Origin of the sequence: Halosegnis longus (assembly GCF_009663395.1) — an archaeon.
In the GTDB taxonomy this organism is placed as follows: domain Archaea; phylum Halobacteriota; class Halobacteria; order Halobacteriales; family Haloarculaceae; genus Halosegnis; species Halosegnis longus.
This window is the reverse complement of the sequence record NZ_QKNW01000001.1, coordinates 102,232-118,206: the sequence shown is the minus strand read 5'-3', so window position 1 is coordinate 118,206 and position 15,975 is coordinate 102,232. Positions and strand designations below refer to the sequence as shown.

Annotated in this window: 17 protein-coding genes, 1 tRNA gene and 1 pseudogene; 14 read left to right on the top strand and 5 right to left on the bottom strand. The window is 65.9% G+C overall.

The annotated features are described in order from the left end of the window. Positions 1-8: 8 nt before the first annotated feature. The gene (locus DM818_RS00550; RefSeq protein WP_123124015.1) at positions 9-686 is read right to left on the bottom strand and encodes a TIGR00266 family protein; all 678 of its coding nucleotides are present in this window, start codon (positions 684-686) and stop codon (positions 9-11) included. A gap of 27 nt (positions 687-713) precedes the next feature. Further along, positions 714-2,186, bottom strand: a complete 1,473-nt coding sequence (locus DM818_RS00545) for an ATP-binding protein (protein WP_123124016.1) — start codon at positions 2,184-2,186, stop codon at positions 714-716. 140 nt (positions 2,187-2,326) lie between these two features. On the opposite strand from DM818_RS00545, the gene DM818_RS00540 reads away from it, so the two are divergent. From DM818_RS00540 to DM818_RS00505, 8 genes and pseudogenes are all read left to right on the top strand, one after another. Beyond that, entirely contained in the window at positions 2,327-4,294 is a 1,968-nt protein-coding gene (locus DM818_RS00540) for a 3-hydroxyacyl-CoA dehydrogenase/enoyl-CoA hydratase family protein (RefSeq protein WP_123124017.1), read from the top strand. Positions 4,295-4,338: 44 nt separating this feature from the next. Beyond that, positions 4,339-5,127 (top strand): SDR family oxidoreductase, encoded by a 789-nt coding sequence (locus tag DM818_RS00535; RefSeq protein ID WP_123124018.1) that lies wholly within the window; start codon positions 4,339-4,341, stop codon positions 5,125-5,127. Then, positions 5,124-5,471, top strand: a complete 348-nt coding sequence (locus DM818_RS00530; protein WP_123124019.1) for a cupin domain-containing protein — start codon at positions 5,124-5,126, stop codon at positions 5,469-5,471. The genes DM818_RS00535 and DM818_RS00530 overlap by 4 nt, the downstream gene beginning before the upstream one ends. After that, positions 5,468-6,292: pseudogene (locus tag DM818_RS00525) on the top strand (fumarylacetoacetate hydrolase family protein). Before DM818_RS00530 ends, DM818_RS00525 begins: the two are co-directional and overlap by 4 nt. Before the next feature lie 103 nt (positions 6,293-6,395). Next, positions 6,396-6,470 (top strand) — tRNA-Glu (locus tag DM818_RS00520). Between the two features lie 90 nt (positions 6,471-6,560). Continuing rightward, positions 6,561-6,998 carry an Hsp20/alpha crystallin family protein gene (locus tag DM818_RS00515; protein ID WP_123124020.1) on the top strand — a complete coding sequence of 146 codons (438 nt, stop codon included), beginning with the start codon at positions 6,561-6,563 and terminating at the stop codon, positions 6,996-6,998. A gap of 75 nt (positions 6,999-7,073) precedes the next feature. Beyond that, the gene (locus DM818_RS00510) at positions 7,074-9,062 is read left to right on the top strand and encodes an AMP-dependent synthetase/ligase (RefSeq protein WP_153952203.1); all 1,989 of its coding nucleotides are present in this window, start codon (positions 7,074-7,076) and stop codon (positions 9,060-9,062) included. Positions 9,063-9,136: 74 nt separating this feature from the next. Then, a complete protein-coding gene (locus DM818_RS00505) occupies positions 9,137-9,511 on the top strand; it encodes a hypothetical protein (RefSeq protein WP_075936191.1) in 375 nt (124 codons plus the stop codon). On the opposite strand, the gene DM818_RS00500 is transcribed toward DM818_RS00505, so the two are convergent. Together DM818_RS00500 and DM818_RS00495 are read right to left on the bottom strand one after the other, a co-directional pair. Further along, positions 9,508-10,938: a DASH family cryptochrome gene (locus DM818_RS00500; protein WP_123124021.1), complete on the bottom strand. Its 1,431-nt coding sequence runs from the start codon at positions 10,936-10,938 to the stop codon at positions 9,508-9,510. The two genes, DM818_RS00505 and DM818_RS00500, sit on opposite strands and share 4 nt — an antisense overlap. 39 nt (positions 10,939-10,977) lie before the next feature. Then, positions 10,978-11,352 (bottom strand): secondary thiamine-phosphate synthase enzyme YjbQ, encoded by a 375-nt coding sequence (locus DM818_RS00495; protein WP_075936193.1) that lies wholly within the window; start codon positions 11,350-11,352, stop codon positions 10,978-10,980. An 80-nt stretch (positions 11,353-11,432) separates the two neighbouring features. On the opposite strand from DM818_RS00495, the gene DM818_RS00490 reads away from it, so the two are divergent. Both DM818_RS00490 and DM818_RS00485 read left to right on the top strand, forming a co-directional pair. Beyond that, positions 11,433-11,843 (top strand): DUF5820 family protein, encoded by a 411-nt coding sequence (locus tag DM818_RS00490; protein WP_075936194.1) that lies wholly within the window; start codon positions 11,433-11,435, stop codon positions 11,841-11,843. 25 nt (positions 11,844-11,868) lie between these two features. Next, complete coding sequence (locus DM818_RS00485; protein ID WP_075936195.1) at positions 11,869-12,318, top strand: UPF0179 family protein; 450 nt, start codon at positions 11,869-11,871, stop codon at positions 12,316-12,318. Here the strand turns inward: DM818_RS00485 and DM818_RS00480 are convergent, their stop codons facing one another. After that, entirely contained in the window at positions 12,319-13,719 is a 1,401-nt protein-coding gene (locus tag DM818_RS00480; protein WP_153952202.1) for a dihydrolipoyl dehydrogenase, read from the bottom strand. Between the two features lie 124 nt (positions 13,720-13,843). On the opposite strand from DM818_RS00480, the gene DM818_RS00475 reads away from it, so the two are divergent. The 4 genes from DM818_RS00475 (at position 13,844) to DM818_RS00460 (ending at position 15,946) form a co-directional block, all read left to right on the top strand. Then, positions 13,844-14,200, top strand: coding sequence for a DsrE family protein (locus DM818_RS00475; protein ID WP_123124022.1), 357 nt, complete (start codon positions 13,844-13,846; stop codon positions 14,198-14,200). Between the two features lie 134 nt (positions 14,201-14,334). Beyond that, the gene (locus DM818_RS00470; RefSeq protein WP_123124023.1) at positions 14,335-14,634 is read left to right on the top strand and encodes a MarR family transcriptional regulator; all 300 of its coding nucleotides are present in this window, start codon (positions 14,335-14,337) and stop codon (positions 14,632-14,634) included. 118 nt (positions 14,635-14,752) lie between these two features. Further along, the gene (locus tag DM818_RS00465) at positions 14,753-15,124 is read left to right on the top strand and encodes a DUF7522 family protein (protein ID WP_123124604.1); all 372 of its coding nucleotides are present in this window, start codon (positions 14,753-14,755) and stop codon (positions 15,122-15,124) included. A 42-nt stretch (positions 15,125-15,166) separates the two neighbouring features. Then, entirely contained in the window at positions 15,167-15,946 is a 780-nt protein-coding gene (locus DM818_RS00460; RefSeq protein WP_075936199.1) for a TSUP family transporter, read from the top strand. Positions 15,947-15,975: the final 29 nt, after the last annotated feature.

The following is a 15,975-nucleotide window of genomic DNA, read 5'->3' as shown; positions in this document are numbered from 1 at the left end:
CGACGCGGTTACTCCTGTTGGCTCGGCAGCCGGGGCGCGAGCACCGACACCAGCGCGTCGAGGTCCCGGGTCTGATACCACGCGGTTCCCGGGCCGGTGAACTCGAACACCAGTCCTTCGCCGCTCAACAGCGTGGATTTCAGCCCGCCGACCCGCTCGACGGAGTACTCGATGTCGTCGTCCCACGCGATGAGATGCTCGTTGTCGAGGACGTACGATTCTCCGGCGTCGAGTTCGAGTTTCGCCAGCCCGCCGTAGGCGTCGACGAAGGCCGTGCCCGTCCCCTTCAGCGCCAGCGGGGTGAGACTCGCCTCGCCGAGCATCGACTTCAGCCCGCCGAGTTCAGAGTCGATATCGATATCGCCGGTCGCCGCGAGGAAGGCCCCGTCGACAGTGTACAACGTCTCGTCGTGTAGCTCTTGGGCCATCACATCTCCCGGCGACGGCGGGGCGAGCCGCACCGTCCCCGGGCCGTCGCTCGCGGTGAACTCGTTGGCGAACGCCGATTCGCCTCCCAGAAGCGACTTCGCCGAACTGAGCAGTCCATCGCGGCTCGTTCCCGTCTCCATCGTGACGCTAGAGGAGTGACCGACCATCGCCCCCGGCTCGGCGACGACCGACTCGCCCGCGTCCAGCGTGACTGTCAACTGCGTAAACGACGGTTGGTGTGTAAACTCGTACTCCATCGTTTCGGACAGTGAGTTGTCGCTCAGCTACTTAACCTGTTGGGTCAGCAACTCTTTGTCCCCAACGTCGACGGTATCGGTTATCGGGAGTCGAATCCTGACGGTCAGCCCGCTGTCGCTGTCGAACTCCAGACTCCCGCCGGCGTCGGCGACAGCCCACCGCGCCAGCCACAAGCCGAGGCCGTCGAGATGGGAGAGTTGCGTCGGCTCCTGTTGCCCAGTTACCAGAGCGTGGGTTTCCTCGTCCAGGCCGGGCCCGTTGTCCGCAACCCGAATCTCGGCGTAGTCGCCGTCCACCACGTCGAGCGCGATATCGACGCGCGGGTCGGGATTCTCGTTGTGTTCTGCGCCATTCTGGACGATGGCCTCGATACCTGCCGGGAGTGCGGCCGTCGCCGTTACGGTGGCCGGGGTGAGTTCGTCCAGCGAGAAGGTCACCTCCGGGTGTTGTTCGCGGAGTCCGTCGACCACCTTTCGCAGCGTCTCGGCGAGGTCGACGGGTCGTTCCTCGGCTTCCGTGACCAGTTCGTCAATGTTGCGTGCCTGCTCGGCGAGTTCAGTCAGCTCGCGGCTCGCCTGTGTCAGCCGGTCGAGCTGCTCTTGTCGCTTCGCGCTGGCGATATCCTCACCGAGTGAGCCGGCCATCCCGTTGATGACGGTCATCTTGTTGCGGATGTTGTGTCTGAGGATTCTGGTGAGCACCCGGAGCCGTTCGGTGCGCATCCGCTCGTCGGTCACGTCCACGTACAACACGTAGCCGGTCTGTGCGGGGGAATCGGCCCCATCGAACGGGGCCTCCAGTCTAGCGAGTCGCCGTCGCCGCCCGTTGAGTTCTACGAGGATGTCCTCCGCGACCCACGCCTCCTCGGTCGGGGTCTGGCGCGGGAATCGTGCGGAGGTCGTGTCGCGGTCGACGATGTGCTCGGCCAGATTGGTGTCAACGATACGGGTCTCGGGCATACCGAGCACCTCCTCGAAGGCCGGGTTCACCAGCTGGACGGTGAGCTTCTCGTCGTCGCTCACCCCGACGACAGGGTCGGGGACGTTGTCGAACAGCGTCCGGAACTGGTTGCGCATCTCGTTGAGTTCGGCGCGCCGGCCTGCTTGAAGGCTAGCGTAGACCCCAGCCGCAGCGCCGATGGCGGCCGCGATTGCGAGCACGCTCGGGAGAATGTAGATCGGCTGGAAGCCGGTGAGAAACTGCTGGAGAAACACCTGCCAGCCGATGACTACGACGACGCCCAGCGCCGAGACGCCGGTCCACGTCAGAATCTCCCGCTGGTAGGGTCGCAGCCCCGGCCGTCTGTACACCCACAGGCCACAGCCGATGAGCGCTAGCTCGGCGACGAGCGGCACGACGAGTTCCGCCGCGGCCGGCAACATCGGATCGCCCCTGATGGCGACGTTCTCGTAGGTGTTGTACGCCGAGACGGCGAGCAGTACCAGCCCGACCGCCACCAACACGAGCCCAGCACGTGCTCGTCCCTCTTCGTTCGTCATCGCTCACCCATCCCATCTCACGCCTCCAGTAATTAAGTAGGGGGCCGGGCGTCGGGTGAAAATAAACACCGGACCACGGTCGACGCGTTCCTCGTTCGGCGGACGGAAACGTTGAAACGGTCGCCGAGAGACCATGAGACATGGAGTTCGACGATATCGAGACAATTACCGTACTCGGCGCGGGGAGCATGGGCCACGGCATCGCCGAAGTGGCTGCCCTCGCCGGCTACGAGGTGCGACTGCGCGACATCAAAAGCGAGTTCGTCGAGAACGGCTACGAACAGCTGGTCTGGTCGCTCGACAAGCTCGCGGAGAAAGAACAGATAAGCGAGGAGGAGGCCGACGCCGCTGCCGACCGCGTCACCCCGCTCGTCGACGTGGAGGAAGCCGTCGACGACACCGACGTGGTCATCGAAGCGGTGCCGGAGAAGATGGAGATTAAGAAGGACGTGTACAGCGAGGTAGAGGCGTACGCGCCCGACCGCACCATCTTCGCGACCAACACCTCCTCGCTGTCGATTACGGACCTCTCGGAGGTGACCGACCGTCCCGAGCAGTTCTGCGGGATGCACTTCTTCAATCCGCCCGTTCGGATGCAGTTGGTCGAGGTCATCACCGGCGCGCATACGGCCGAGTCGACGCTCGACGCCGTCGAGCAGCTGGCCGAGTCGTTCGGTAAGACGCCGATTCGCGTCCACAAGGACTCGCCCGGCTTCATCGTTAACCGCATCCTCGTCCCGCTGATGAACGAGGCCTGTTGGATGGTCTCCGACGACGAGGCGACCGTCGCCGAAATCGACTCGACGACGAAGTTCGACATGGGGCTGCCGATGGGTGCCTTCGAACTCGGCGATCAGGTCGGCAACGACGTGACCTACCACGTGCTCCAGTATCTCTACGAGGTGCTCGGTGACGCCTACGAGCCGGCCCCCTTCCTGAAGGAGACCGTCGACGCAGAGCAGTACGGCAAGAAGTCTGGCGAGGGCTTCTACGACTACGAGAACGGCGGCGTCGACATCCCGACGGACGCCGGCAGCGAGGATATCAAGGTGCGACTCGCGGCCATCATGGCAAACGAGGTCGGCCACCTCGTCGAGAACGACGTGTCGAACCCGGGCGACATCGACGAGGCGGTCATGCTCGGTGCCGGCTTCCCGGAGGGACCGGCGAAGCTCGCCGACAACATCGGGCTCGACCGGCTGGTCGAGATGCTCGAATCGCTCGGCGAGACGGACGGCCACTCCCGCTTCGACGTGAGCAACGCGCTGCGCGAAGCGGCCGAGCAGGGCGGCTTCTACGGCGACGGCGACACCGAGGAGACGCGCAGCTACTCTACCATCGACCTCGCGTACCCGGGAGACATGGTCGGCCACATCGAGCTCTCCCGCGAGGCACGGATGAACACCGTCAACGCCGAGATGCTGGAGGAACTCGGCGACGCGCTCGCTGAGTTCGAGGACGACGACGAGGTGCGTGCGGTCCTCATCACCGGCAAGGGCGACCGCGCCTTCTCGGCCGGGGCCGACGTGTCCTCGATGGCCTCCTCGGCCAGCCCGCTCGACGGTATCGAACTGTCGCGCAACGGGCAGTCGACCTTCGGCGCGTTCGAGGAGTCGCCGCTTCCGATTGTCGCCGCCATCGACGGATTCGCCCTCGGCGGCGGCTTCGAGTTGGCGATGTGTGCCGACTATCGACTCGCCTCCGAGCGCTCGGAACTCGGTCTGCCGGAGCACAACCTCGGGCTGCTCCCCGGCTGGGGCGGCACCCAGCGGCTCCAGCGACTCGTCGGGATGTCCCGCGCCAAGGAGATTATCTTCACCGCAGAGCGGTTCGACGCCGACACCATGTACGAGTACGACGTGGTGAACGAGGTCGTCGAGACGGACCAGTTCGAGGAGCGCGCTCACGAACTCGCCGCGGATATGGCGGCCGGTCCGCCGGTCTCGCGTGCGCTCACGAAGCAGGTCATGCTGAAGGGCGCGGAGGACCTCGACGCCGGACTGGAACTTGAAGCCCAGTCCTTCGGCCACCTGCTCGGCACGGACGACCTGATGGAGGGTATCACGGCCTTCATGGGTGACTCCGAGCCGGAGTTCGAAGGCAAATAACCGCCTCCGGAATCGTTTTTTCGCTCGCTTGTGGTATCCGAGCCATGGATTTAGCCATTGACGGAAACGCAGCACTCGTGACTGCCTCCTCCAGCGGACTCGGCAAAGCATCGGCCAAGGCGCTCGCCCGCGAGGGAGCCAACGTCGCCATCAACGGCCGCGATGAGGAGCGACTCGCCGACGCGAAAGCCGAGGTCGAGGCCGTCGCGACCGGCGAGGTCATCGCCCTCCCCGGTGACTTGACTGATGCCGACGACGCCGAGCGCCTCGTCGAGGAGACCGTCGACGCCTTCGACGGTCTCGACCACCTCGTCACCTCCGCCGGCGGCCCACCGTCGGGTGCGTTCATAGACACCGACGACGAGGACTGGCAGGAGGCGTACGACCTGCTCGTGATGAGCGTCGTCCGACTGGCGCGTGCCGCGAAACCACATCTCGAAGCTGGTGATGGCGGCACCATCGTCACCATCACCTCCCGGAGCGTGAAGGAAGCGCTGGATTCGCTCGTCTTGTCAAACTCCGTCCGGATGGGCGTCATCGGGCTCGAAAAGACCCTCTCGAAGGAGTTCGCGCCCGAGGTTCGGGCCAACGCGGTCCTACCGGGCCCACACGAGACGGCCCGCATCGAGAATCTCGTCGACGCGGCCGTCGAGCGCGGCGAGTACGACAGCTACGAGGAGGGACTCGACGAGTGGGCGGGGAACCCGCTCGAACGCATCGGCGACCCGATGGAGTTGGGCGACACCGTTGCGTTCCTCTCCTCGCCGCTGTCGGGCTTCATCAACGGGACGGCCATCCCAATCGACGGCGGCGCGACCGGCGCAAATCTATGAAGCCAGTCCCGTTCGAGGAGGCCGAGACGTACGAACCCGAGGACGGCTGGCGGCGCGTCTCGATGGCCGGCAGCGACCGGTTCAGCTTCGAGTGGTTCGAGAAGCCGCCGGGCCACTCCTCGCCGATGCACGACCACGAGAACGAGCAGGTGTGTCTCTGTCTGGAGGGAGAACTCACCGTCGTCACCGAAGACGACTCCGTCACCCTCGAACAGAACGACTCCGTCCTGCTGGAGGCGAACGAGCCTCACCGCGTCGAGAACGAGAGCGAGGAGCTCGCGGTCGGGCTCGACGTGTTCGCGCCCGGACGTGACTTCGACTTCTGGACCGACCGCGAGGAATGAGATATCTCGCCCGCACCGCGACCGGCGACCCGCTGCTCGGTGACGACGAAGGATACGTGCCACTCGATTCGGTCCATCCCGACCTCGATTCCGTGCGTGACGCCCTCCCGCGTGCTGCCGCGGGGACACTCGGGTCCCCCGACGACGCGACGGCCACACGGACGAGCGAATCGAGTCTCGCGTTCGGCGCGCCGCTCGCTGCGTTCGGCAAACTCTGGGGTATCGGGCTGAACTACGTCGAACACGCGGGCGAGTTAGACGAGGACGGTCCCGAGGAGCCGGCCAGCTTCCTCAAGCCGCAGAGCGCACTCACCGCGCCCGGCGGCCCGATTCGGCTCCCGCCGCCGAGCGAGACGGAGCGGGTCACGGCCGAGGGTGAACTCGGTGTCGTTGTCGGGCGCACCTGACGAAACGTTTCAGAAGCCGACGTTGACGATGTCGTCGCCGGCTACCTCCCGCTCATCGATATGACCGCCGAGGACGTGCTCCGGCGGAATCCACGGTTTCTGACGCGCGCGAAGAGCTACGATACGTTCCTCGTTCCCGGTCGCGCGATTGCCGTGCCCGACGAGCCGTTGAAGCTCGACTCGCTCACCGTCGAGACGCGGTATAACGGGGAGCAACGCGCCGCGAACCGCGTCGGGAACATGCTGTTTTCGCCCCGCGAGGTGGTCGCGTTCCACTCGCGGGTCGCGACGCTCCGCCCCGGCGACCTCTTCTCGACCGGAACTCCCGGCGCAGCCCACATCGACCCCGGCGACACCGTCGAGGCAGTAGTCGAGTCCGTCGGCTCCGTCGCCGCGCCGGTCGTGCGCGAGTGAGCGGTGCGCGAGCAGCCGTACGCTCGCGCCCGCCGGCGGTTGCGGTCGCGCCCCCACCCGAGAAGGAAGCATTTATTCATACCTCCCCACTACCCCGAAGTGCGCACCATTGGTGTAGTCCGGCCAATCATCTTGCCCTTTCGAGGCGAGGACTAGGGTTCAAATCCCTAATGGTGCACATACTTCTCAACCGCCGAGCGCGTGCTATCACGGCTCTCGCGAGGGTTAAGCCCGCAGCGGTCCTTTATGATAGTTGGTGAAAGAAAACATGAGTACCCGACGTAGTTCGTTCGAGATGTTCAGCGAGATGGAGGAACTGATGGACCGGATGCGCCAGTCGATGGCGGACAGCGTCGGCGACGTGCGGTCGTGGCGGCCCCAGCGGTCGGCCGCGGACCGATACGGGCTGTTGACGCTCGAGGCCGACGGCGAGGATTACCGCATCGTGGCGGACCTCCCCGGCTTCGATACCGAGGATATCGACCTCCGATTCGACGACGGTCGGCTCACCCTGACCGCGACCAACGAAGTCGAGACGAACGACGAACACGGCACACACAGCCGCTCGCGACGCGTGAGCGAATCCCTGTACGTCCCCGGCACCATCGACGCAGAGAGCATCGAGGCGAGCTACCAGAACGGCGTCCTCGACATCCACCTCCCAGTCGACGAGCCGGTCGACAGCCACCGCATCGACATCGACTGACCCGATTTTCCGGCCGCCCCCGGAGGCTCCGAGGGCGTAGATTGAAGCCCTAGCCCGTAGAGGAGTCTGTAAGCAATGATTGAGACAGATACCGAGTGGTTCCGCGCGGAATCCTCCTACTCGGACCCCAGCATCGGCGAGACCACTATCCCCCGAATGTTCTTCGACAGCGTCGACCGGAACGGCCCGCGCGACGCCCAGTGGTACAAGGGTGGGGTCTACGACCGCTCGCTCACGCCGGACGTGCTCCCGACCGCGACGACCGGTGAGTTTGCGTCCGTCACGTACGACGAGCTGGCCGACATCGTCCGCTCGCTCGCGGCCGGGTTCCGCGAGCTGGGCGTCGAACACGACGACCGCGTCGGCATCTACGCCAACACGCGCATGGAGTGGGCGCAGTCCGACCTCGCGCTGTTGTCCGCCGGCGCGACCGTCACGACCGTCTACACGGAGTCGTCGGCAGAGCAGACCCAGTATCTGCTCGACGACCCGAGCGCGACCGGCGTCGTCTGTGAGAACGCCGAGCTGCTCGACACGCTGCTCGAAATCGAGGAGGACCTCGACCTGGAGTTCATCGTCGTCATCGACGAGTTCGAGGGTCACGAGGACCGCGACGACATCCTCTCGCTGGGCGAGGTGTACGAGCAGGGCAGCGAGGCGTACGACGACGCGGCGTTCGAGGGGTGGCTCGACGAGCAGTCGATGGACGACCTCGCGTCGCTCATCTACACCTCCGGCACGACGGGCAAGCCGAAGGGCGTCCAACTGACACACCGGAACTTCCGCGCGAACGTGAATCAGGTCCGGCGGCGCTTCGCCGACCGGCCCGACCGGGACGACGACGTACCGACGCTCAGTACCGACACCCGCGCGCTCTCGTTCCTCCCGCTCGCGCACGTGTACGAGCGCACGTCCGGTCACTTCGTCATGTTCGCCTCGGGCGCGACGGTCGCGTACGCCGAGTCGACGGACACGATTGCAGACGACCTCGCGACGGTGAAACCGACCTCCGCGACCTCCGTCCCGCGCATCTACGAGCGCGTCTTCGCGACGATGCGCGAGCAGGCAAGCGGCTCGGACGTGAGCGAGTCCATCTTCGAGTGGTCCATCGGCGTCGCACGCGATTACGCACGCGCGGAGAATCCGGGACTCGGTCTCCGGGCGAAACACGCCCTCGCCGACCGACTCGTCTACTCCTCGGTGAAGGAGACGATGGGCGGCAACATCGAGATGTTCATCTCCGGGGGCGGCTCGCTCTCCCAGCGGCTCGCCGAGCTGTTCGAGGGGATGGGGCTACCCATCCACGAGGGGTACGGGCTGACGGAGACCTCCCCAGTCGTGTCGACGAACCCGCCGGACGACCTCCGGTCGGGGACGCTCGGTCCGCCGCTGACGGAGATGGAGGCGAAGCTCGACCCGTCGGTCGTCTCGGGCGACCAGAAGGCGAAAGCCGAGGGCGAAATCGGTGAACTCCTGCTTCGCGGGCCGAACGTCACCGACGGCTACTGGAACCGCCCGGACGCGACGGAGAGCGCCTTCACCGACCCGGAAGAGGGCGAGGGCGACGAGCCGTGGTTCCGCTCGGGCGACATCATCGAGGCGGCAGACGACGGCTATCTCGTCTATCACGACCGACTCAAACAGCTCATCGTCCTCGACACGGGGAAAAACGTCGCGCCCGGTCCGATCGAAGACGAGTTCGCCACCAGCGAACGCATCGCACAGGCGATGGTCGTCGGCGACAACGAGAAGTTCATCGCGGCGCTGTTCGTCCCGGACATGGAGGCGCTCGAACGCTGGGCCGACAAGAACGACATCGACCTGCCCGACGACGAGGAGGCCATCGCGGCCGACGAGCGCGTCCGCGAGTGGGTCCAAGCCGAGGTGGACGAGGTGAACGAGTCGCTGTCGAAACACGAACAGATCAAGGAGTTCCGGCTGGTCGGCGTCGAGTGGACGCCCGACAACGACATGCTCACGCCGTCGATGAAGCTCAAGCGCCGGAACGTGATGGAGGAGTACGACCACAAAATTGAGGAGATGTACGGCCGCGACGAGGAGTAATCTCCACGACTGCCCACCGACCTTATCAACGGGCCGCGTGTTATCCGTGGTATGGACATACACGGTGAGCAACAGTGAGCGAGGCGACGGCACTCGTAGAGCAGTTGCGCGAGCGACACGGCGACGGGCTACGCGTCGTGGCGACGTACAACGAGGGTAGCTACGAGATCCACTACATCGACGAAGACGCCACCGATGCATACACTACCGTCGACTTCGATGATATCCACGACGACGTGGTGTTACAGGACATCGAACAGCCGTTCCAGGAGTCGCTGTTTCACGAGCTTGGGGAAATCAGGGGGAAGCTCCGACTGTTTGAGGACGGACTCGTCGCGCACTTCTGGCCCACGGGCGACGTGAGCGACGGCGTCTTCGTCGCCTTCGGTACCGACACCGAGGTGTCACCGCGTGCGCTGCTCACGCTCGCAGAACAACACTACAGCTAGTGCATCCGATACCACTCTTCGATGTCGACCATCGGCCGCGGGTAGTCGATTCCGACCTGTACGCCGTGGCGCGCCTGCTCCTCGTCGCTCAGCTTCCACGGTCGGTGGGCGTACTCCGCCGGTAGCTCGGCGAGTTCGGGAAGCCAGTGGCTGATGTACGCCGCCCCGGAGTCGTACCGTTCCCCCTGCCCGAGGACGTTGAAATAGTTGTCCCGCGAGTCGTTGCCGACGCCGGACTGATACGCCCAGTTGCCCCAGTTCGAGCACACGTCGTAGTCGACGAGCCGGGATTCGAAGTACGCCGCACCCCACCGCCAGTCGACTTCGAGCACGTCGGTGAGGAAGGAGGCGACGTTCTGGCGGCCGCGGTTCGACATGTACCCCGTCTCGTTCAGTTCCCGCATGTTCGCGTCCACGAACGGGACGCCCGTCTCGCCGGCGGCCCACCGCTCGAAGGCCTGTTCGTCGCGTCGCCACTCCTTGCCCGCGTCGCGGCCGCGAATCCCTTGTGGTCCGAAGAAGTCGCCGCCGTGTTTGATGAACTGGAACTGGAAGAAATCGCGCCACAGCAACTCGAAGATGAGCCAGTAGGTCGAGTCGTTCGAGACGCGCTCGGTCTCGTACTCCTCGACCTGTTCGTGGAGCCACCGGGGCGAGAGACATCCCTGTGACAGCCACGCCGAGAACTTCGAGGAGTAGTCCGCGCCGAGCAGCCCGTTGCGGGTCTCCTTGTACTCGCGCAGGCGGTCCTCCTCCCAGATGTACGTCTGAGCGCGCTCGCGGCCCGCGGACTCGCCGCCCCGGTGGTCGATTGCTCGCCGGTCGTCCGGCTCCGACTCCGACCGCCCCAGGTCGGCGAGCGTCGGAATCCCGCCGACATCGAGGTCCGGCGTCTCGACGCTCGCCGGGGTCTCGGTGGTGTCGCGAACCGTCGCCTCGCGCTCGACTTCCTTGCGCCACGGCGTGTACGTGTCGTCGATGGAATCGACCCCCGTGGGCAGGTCGTTGAGGTGATACAGCGTGTGGGTCCAGAACCGTTCGGTCGGGATTCCCGCATCCGCGAGGGCGGCCTTCGTCGCGTTCTCCGTCGTCAGCTCCTCGGTCGCGGGCATCGTCTGGAAGTAGACCGCGTCGGCGTCGTGCTCGGCTGCCACCGCCGGGACGAGGTCGGTCGGGTCGCCGTGGCGCACGAGCAGGTCGCCGCCACGGGCCCGGAGGTTCGCGCGGAGGTCGGCGACGGACTCGCGGACGAACTGGGCGCGGTACTCACCGGTCTTCGGTTCGTCGATGTAGCGCGAGTCGGCGTACTCGCTATCGTCGAAGACGTACAGCGGGACGACGCGGTCCGCGTCCGCGACCGCGCGGGCGAGCGTCTCGTTGTCGTGAAGTCGCAAATCGCGCCGAAACCAGACGACGGCAGTGTCCATACCCCACGTACGGCTGCTCGCGACAAAGCCGTGGGGGACTCACACCACGTCGACGCTCCGGACCCGCGGCCCGTCACAGTCGACGAGCAGGAGAGACTGATACCGGCCGATGTCGAGTGCACCGTCCATGACCGGAACCGTCACGTCCCGGCCGAGGACCATCGAGGCGAGGTGTGCCCGTGCGTTGTCGTCGACTTCGTCGTGGTGCCACTCGGCGTCGGGGACCATGCCGCCGACGAACCGCGCGATGTCGGCTTCGAGCCGCGGCTCCGCCTCGTTGATGACGACGCCCGCCGTCGTGTGCGGGACGAACACCGAGACGGTTCCGTTGCGCCCAGTCGGGACTGCTCCGGAGACCTCGTCGGTGATGTCGGTGACGCTCGTGTCCTCGTCCGTCTCGACCTCGAACTGCATGGGCTGGCCCACGCGTTCCGGCGACAAGAAGCCACACCCCGGACCGCCGTACTGATTGTGTCGGCCGGCGAACCACCGGTATGGATGACCTCCCCGACGGGTGGGACCGCTGGAACGACGGAGAGACGAAGCTCGTGTGGGCGTACCGTCCGGACGTGTTCAACGGCAGCAGCTTCCCGGCGGCCTGTCTGCCGACCATCTACATCACGCAGGGCAAGCGGACGCGCCGGCCCGGAGCCGAGCGCGACCCCTCCCCCGACACCCCGTGGTACGTCACCCTGTATCTGGAGCCGGAGGTCGCCCGCGACGACGAGACGTTCCCCTCGCGCGACAGCGCGCTGGCTGGCGCACGCGACCTCGCCGCCCGCTTCACCGAGGGAGATGTCGACTACCGCCGACTGTATCAGGTGCCTCGCGAGACGTACTTCGCGAAGCTGGACGAACTGACCGGCCGCGACGGAGCAACCGACTCCCCGGAACGGGAGCTTTAGGGTCGCGGGACGCCTCTCGTCGGCTATGACTACGGTCACGCTCATCGGGACACGGCTCGCCGAGCCGGGGACCGAGTTCGTCTACGGCGGGGAGGCGACGGCCTGCGAGGGGTGTCCCTACCGCGACCAGTGTCTCAATCTGACCGAGGGTCGCCGCTACACCGTCGAGACGGTGCGCGAGAACACGCAGACGCTCGACTGTGCGGTCCACGACGAAGGGGTACAGGCAGTCGAGGTGACGCCCGCGCCGATTCGGGCGAACGTGCTCTCGAAGTCGGCGTACGCCGGCTCGACGGCCGAACTCGCCGGTCCCTGCCCGCACACGGGGTGTCCGAGCCACGAGTTCTGCGAGCCGGCCGGCGCGTCGTTCGACGCCGAGTACCGCATCGCCGAGGTCGAGGGCGAGCCGCCACACGACTACTGCATGCTCGACCGCGACCTCACGCTCGTGGAGTTTGCCGCCGCCGAGGAGTAATCAGGGGCGGGAGAAGGACCCCGAGAACGCGCGCTGGACGACCTCCGACAGCGCCGGGTGGATGTGGATCGCCTCGCGGATATCCCGCACCGTCCCCGAGCCGGCGGTCATCGCGACGACGACCTCCTGAATCAGGTTCGACGCCTCCGGCCCGATGATGTGACAGCCGAGAATCGCCCCCTCCAGGTCGATGATGACCTTCACGAAGCCGTCGGCGTGCATCGCATCCCCCCGCGCGGTGTCGCCGTACTCGTAGGTCCGGACCGCGTAGTCGCCGTCGAGGTCGGCCTCCGTCGCGCCGACGCCGGCGACCTCGGGCGAGGCGAAGACGGCAAACGGCATCGCGTCGTACGCCACCGGCTCCGGGTCGTCGCCGAACAGATTTCTGACGACGGCCTTCGCCTCGTGGTTCGCGCTGTGTTTCAACAGATACTCGCCGACGATGTCGCCGAGCGCCCACACGCCCTCCGCGTCCGTCTGGAGATACTCGTCCGTCTCGACGTACCCCCGGTCGTCGGTCTCGACGCCCGTCGCGTCCAGATTCAGAGTGTCTGTGTTCGGGGTTCGCCCCGCCGCGACCAGCAGTTCGTCGCCGGTCACGGTCACCGGGTCGCCGTGGACGCCCGCGCCGTCGTCGCCGTACTCGTACGGGCGCGCGTCGAGTTCGATACCCGTCTCGGTTTCCGTGACGCGCGTCGCAGCGTGGCCCGTGTGGAGCGTGAATCGGTCGGCGTAGCGGTCGGTGAACGCCGTGGCGACCTCTTCGTCGGCCTCCGGAAGGAGGTTCGGCCGTCTACCGACGATCGTCACGTCGCTGCCGAACGTCTCGAAGAAGTGACCGAGTTCGGCGGCGATGTAGCCGCCGCCGACGATGACAAGCTCCTCGGGCGGCGTGGTCAACTGGAGCGCCTCCGTGCTCGTCAGATACGACACCTCGTCAAGTCTGTCAATGTCCGGCACGCTCGGACGGGTGCCCGCGGCAACGAGCACCGTCTCGGCGCGGACCGTCGCGCCCGCGTCCGGGCCGTCGACGACTTCGACCGTCCGGTCGTCGACGAACCGTCCTTCCCCGTCGTAGACGGTGTGTCGTGCGGACGATTCCAGCCCCCGACGGATGGACTCCGAGTCGCCCGACACGTCTTCGTTCACCTCGCGGACGATGTCGGCGAAGGCCACGTCCTCGACCGCGGCGTCGATACCGAACTCGCCCGCCTCCTCGATGGTTTCCATCACCTCGGCGTGATACAGCAGCTGTTTCGATGGGATGCAGCCACGATTCAGACAGGTTCCGCCCATCGGTCCCTTCTCCACGACGGCGACCGACTGGCCGCGGCTCGCGGCCGCGTTCGCCACGTCGAGTCCAGAGCCGGAACCGATGACGAGAAAGTCCACGTCGTCCATACTCGCCGGTCGCCGGGCACGGGTATCAAGCTACGGTAACCGGCTGCACACCGGGATACGCTGTCCACACCTCGGTTCCGGGACCCGACTCGCTTTTACCTCCCCCGGCGTTGGTCGGTGTACAATGGCAAACGCAGCAGTTGTAATTCTGGCAGGAACGGACGGACACACGAACCTCGGTCGCCTCGTCAACGGGCTGGAGGCCGCAAAGGAGTTCGCCGACAACGACGAGGACGAGCTCGAACTCATCTTCGACGGCGCAGGGACCCAGTGGATTCCGGAACTGGAAGCCGAAGACCACGATTATCACGACCTGTATCAGAGCGTCAAGGCCGACGCCTCCGCCTGTGACTACTGTTCGGGAGCCTTCGGCGTCGACGAGGCCGTCGCCGACGCCGGCGTCGTCCAGATCGACGACAACGACGGCCACCCCAGCATCCGCTCGCTCGTCGACGACGACTACGAAATCATCACGTTCTAACGCGGCAATCAGCGGGATAGTCGCGTCGGTCAGCGGCGATTTTTACACGCGAACGGACACGCCAGCGGCGCGGCTGTGCAGTACGGATGCACTGCCGCTGTACTGATAAATACGATACTCGCGTCCCTCCGGACATGGCTGGACTCACATTCACCGACCTCCCGGCGCTCAGCGAGGCAATCGAGGGGTATCCGCCGAGCGTGAAGCTGGTCGCGCTGGTGCTCGCCAACCAAGGGGAAGCGACGCAACGCCAGCTCGTCGATGAAACGCTGCTGCCCGCTCGAACCGTCCGCGACGCGCTCGCGGAACTGCAAGACGCTGGGGTCGTCGAAACCCGACCGCTGATCATGGACGCCAGACAGACGCTGTACTCGGTCACGACCGACAACAGCGACGATCGCTCCCGACGGCGCCGCCCGCTGGTCGCGGAGTGAACGCCCTAGACGGCGCGCGAGACAGTAGTGTTATGTCACCGCGGGCTAACGAACGGGCCGTCATGCCCGTGTCTCCGTTCACTTCGAAACGCCGGCGCTCAACCGGAGTGGTGTGGATATGACGACGCCCGATGCCCTCGTCGCACATCTGCGTTCACACGCCGGCGACGCGCTTCAGGCCGTCATCATCTACGACGGCGACGACCATCGGGACCTGTACCGGCGAGACGATGTCGCCGAGCTTCACGGGTCAGACCTCGAAGCGGAGCTGTTGGCAGATATCCGTACCGACCAGGGGCGGCGTGAGAGCCCGGCCGCGACAGCACGCGAAGGGGAGCTAACCGCTACTGTCCGCCTGTTCAAGAAGCGAGTTATCGTCCATCTCCCTCGGGACGACGCAAGCGGGACCGTCGTCCTCTTGGACACGGTCGCAGCGAGCAGGCTCGCGACGTTCGTCGAGGACATCAGAGGGGACATCTACGATGAGTGATTCGCCCCTTCGGTACGTGACGCGCAACCCCACTCGCAACTGATGGTACTCGGTCTCGCACCCGCGGTCCTCGTGGCGTTCGCGGCCGTGATTCTGCTCGCGGGCGTCGTCAACGGCGTCGCCGGCTTCGGCTTCGCGCTCGTCGGGACGATGGCGCTGGCGAGTCGAATCGAGCCGTCCACCGCCGTCGTGTTCATGATTCTCCCCATCTTGGGGGTGAATCTCTCGATTGCCCGTGATGTCTCGCCGGCTGACCTCCGGAGCTGTGGCCGTCGCTTCTTTCCGGTGTTCGCGACTGCAGCCCTCGGAACGCTCCTCGGGATGGTGGTGCTTGAGGAAGTGCCCGCGGGTCCGCTCCGAGTCGGACTCGGCGTCGTGACGCTGGCGTTCGTCGCGACCGCACAGACGGTCGTCGATGTGCCCGGAGTTGACTGGATGAAACAACGGTGTTTCGTCGAACGGTGGTGGATGATGGGCGTAGTCGGGACGCTCTCCGGGCTCGTCTTCGGCGGGACGAACGTCGGTGTCCAGCTCATCGCGTATTTCAAGAGCCGAGACCTGTCCCATGGGCTGTTCGTCAGCGTCGTCGCGCTGGTGTTTCTGGGTCTCAACGGGGTTCGCGTCGCCGCGGCGGGGGTGCTCGGGCTGTATCCGTCGCGGACTGTCGTCCTCGCGTCGGTCGCTGCGGCCGCACCGGCGATCGTCGGCGTGGAAATCGGCAAACGACTGCAGACGGCGGTCGCAGACGCCCATCGAGACCGGTTCGTCCTCCTGCTGCTCACCGGCATCGGACTCCGGCTGCTACAGGTCGGTCTCAGCTGAATCCCGCTTTCCCAACCTACATTGTGCTC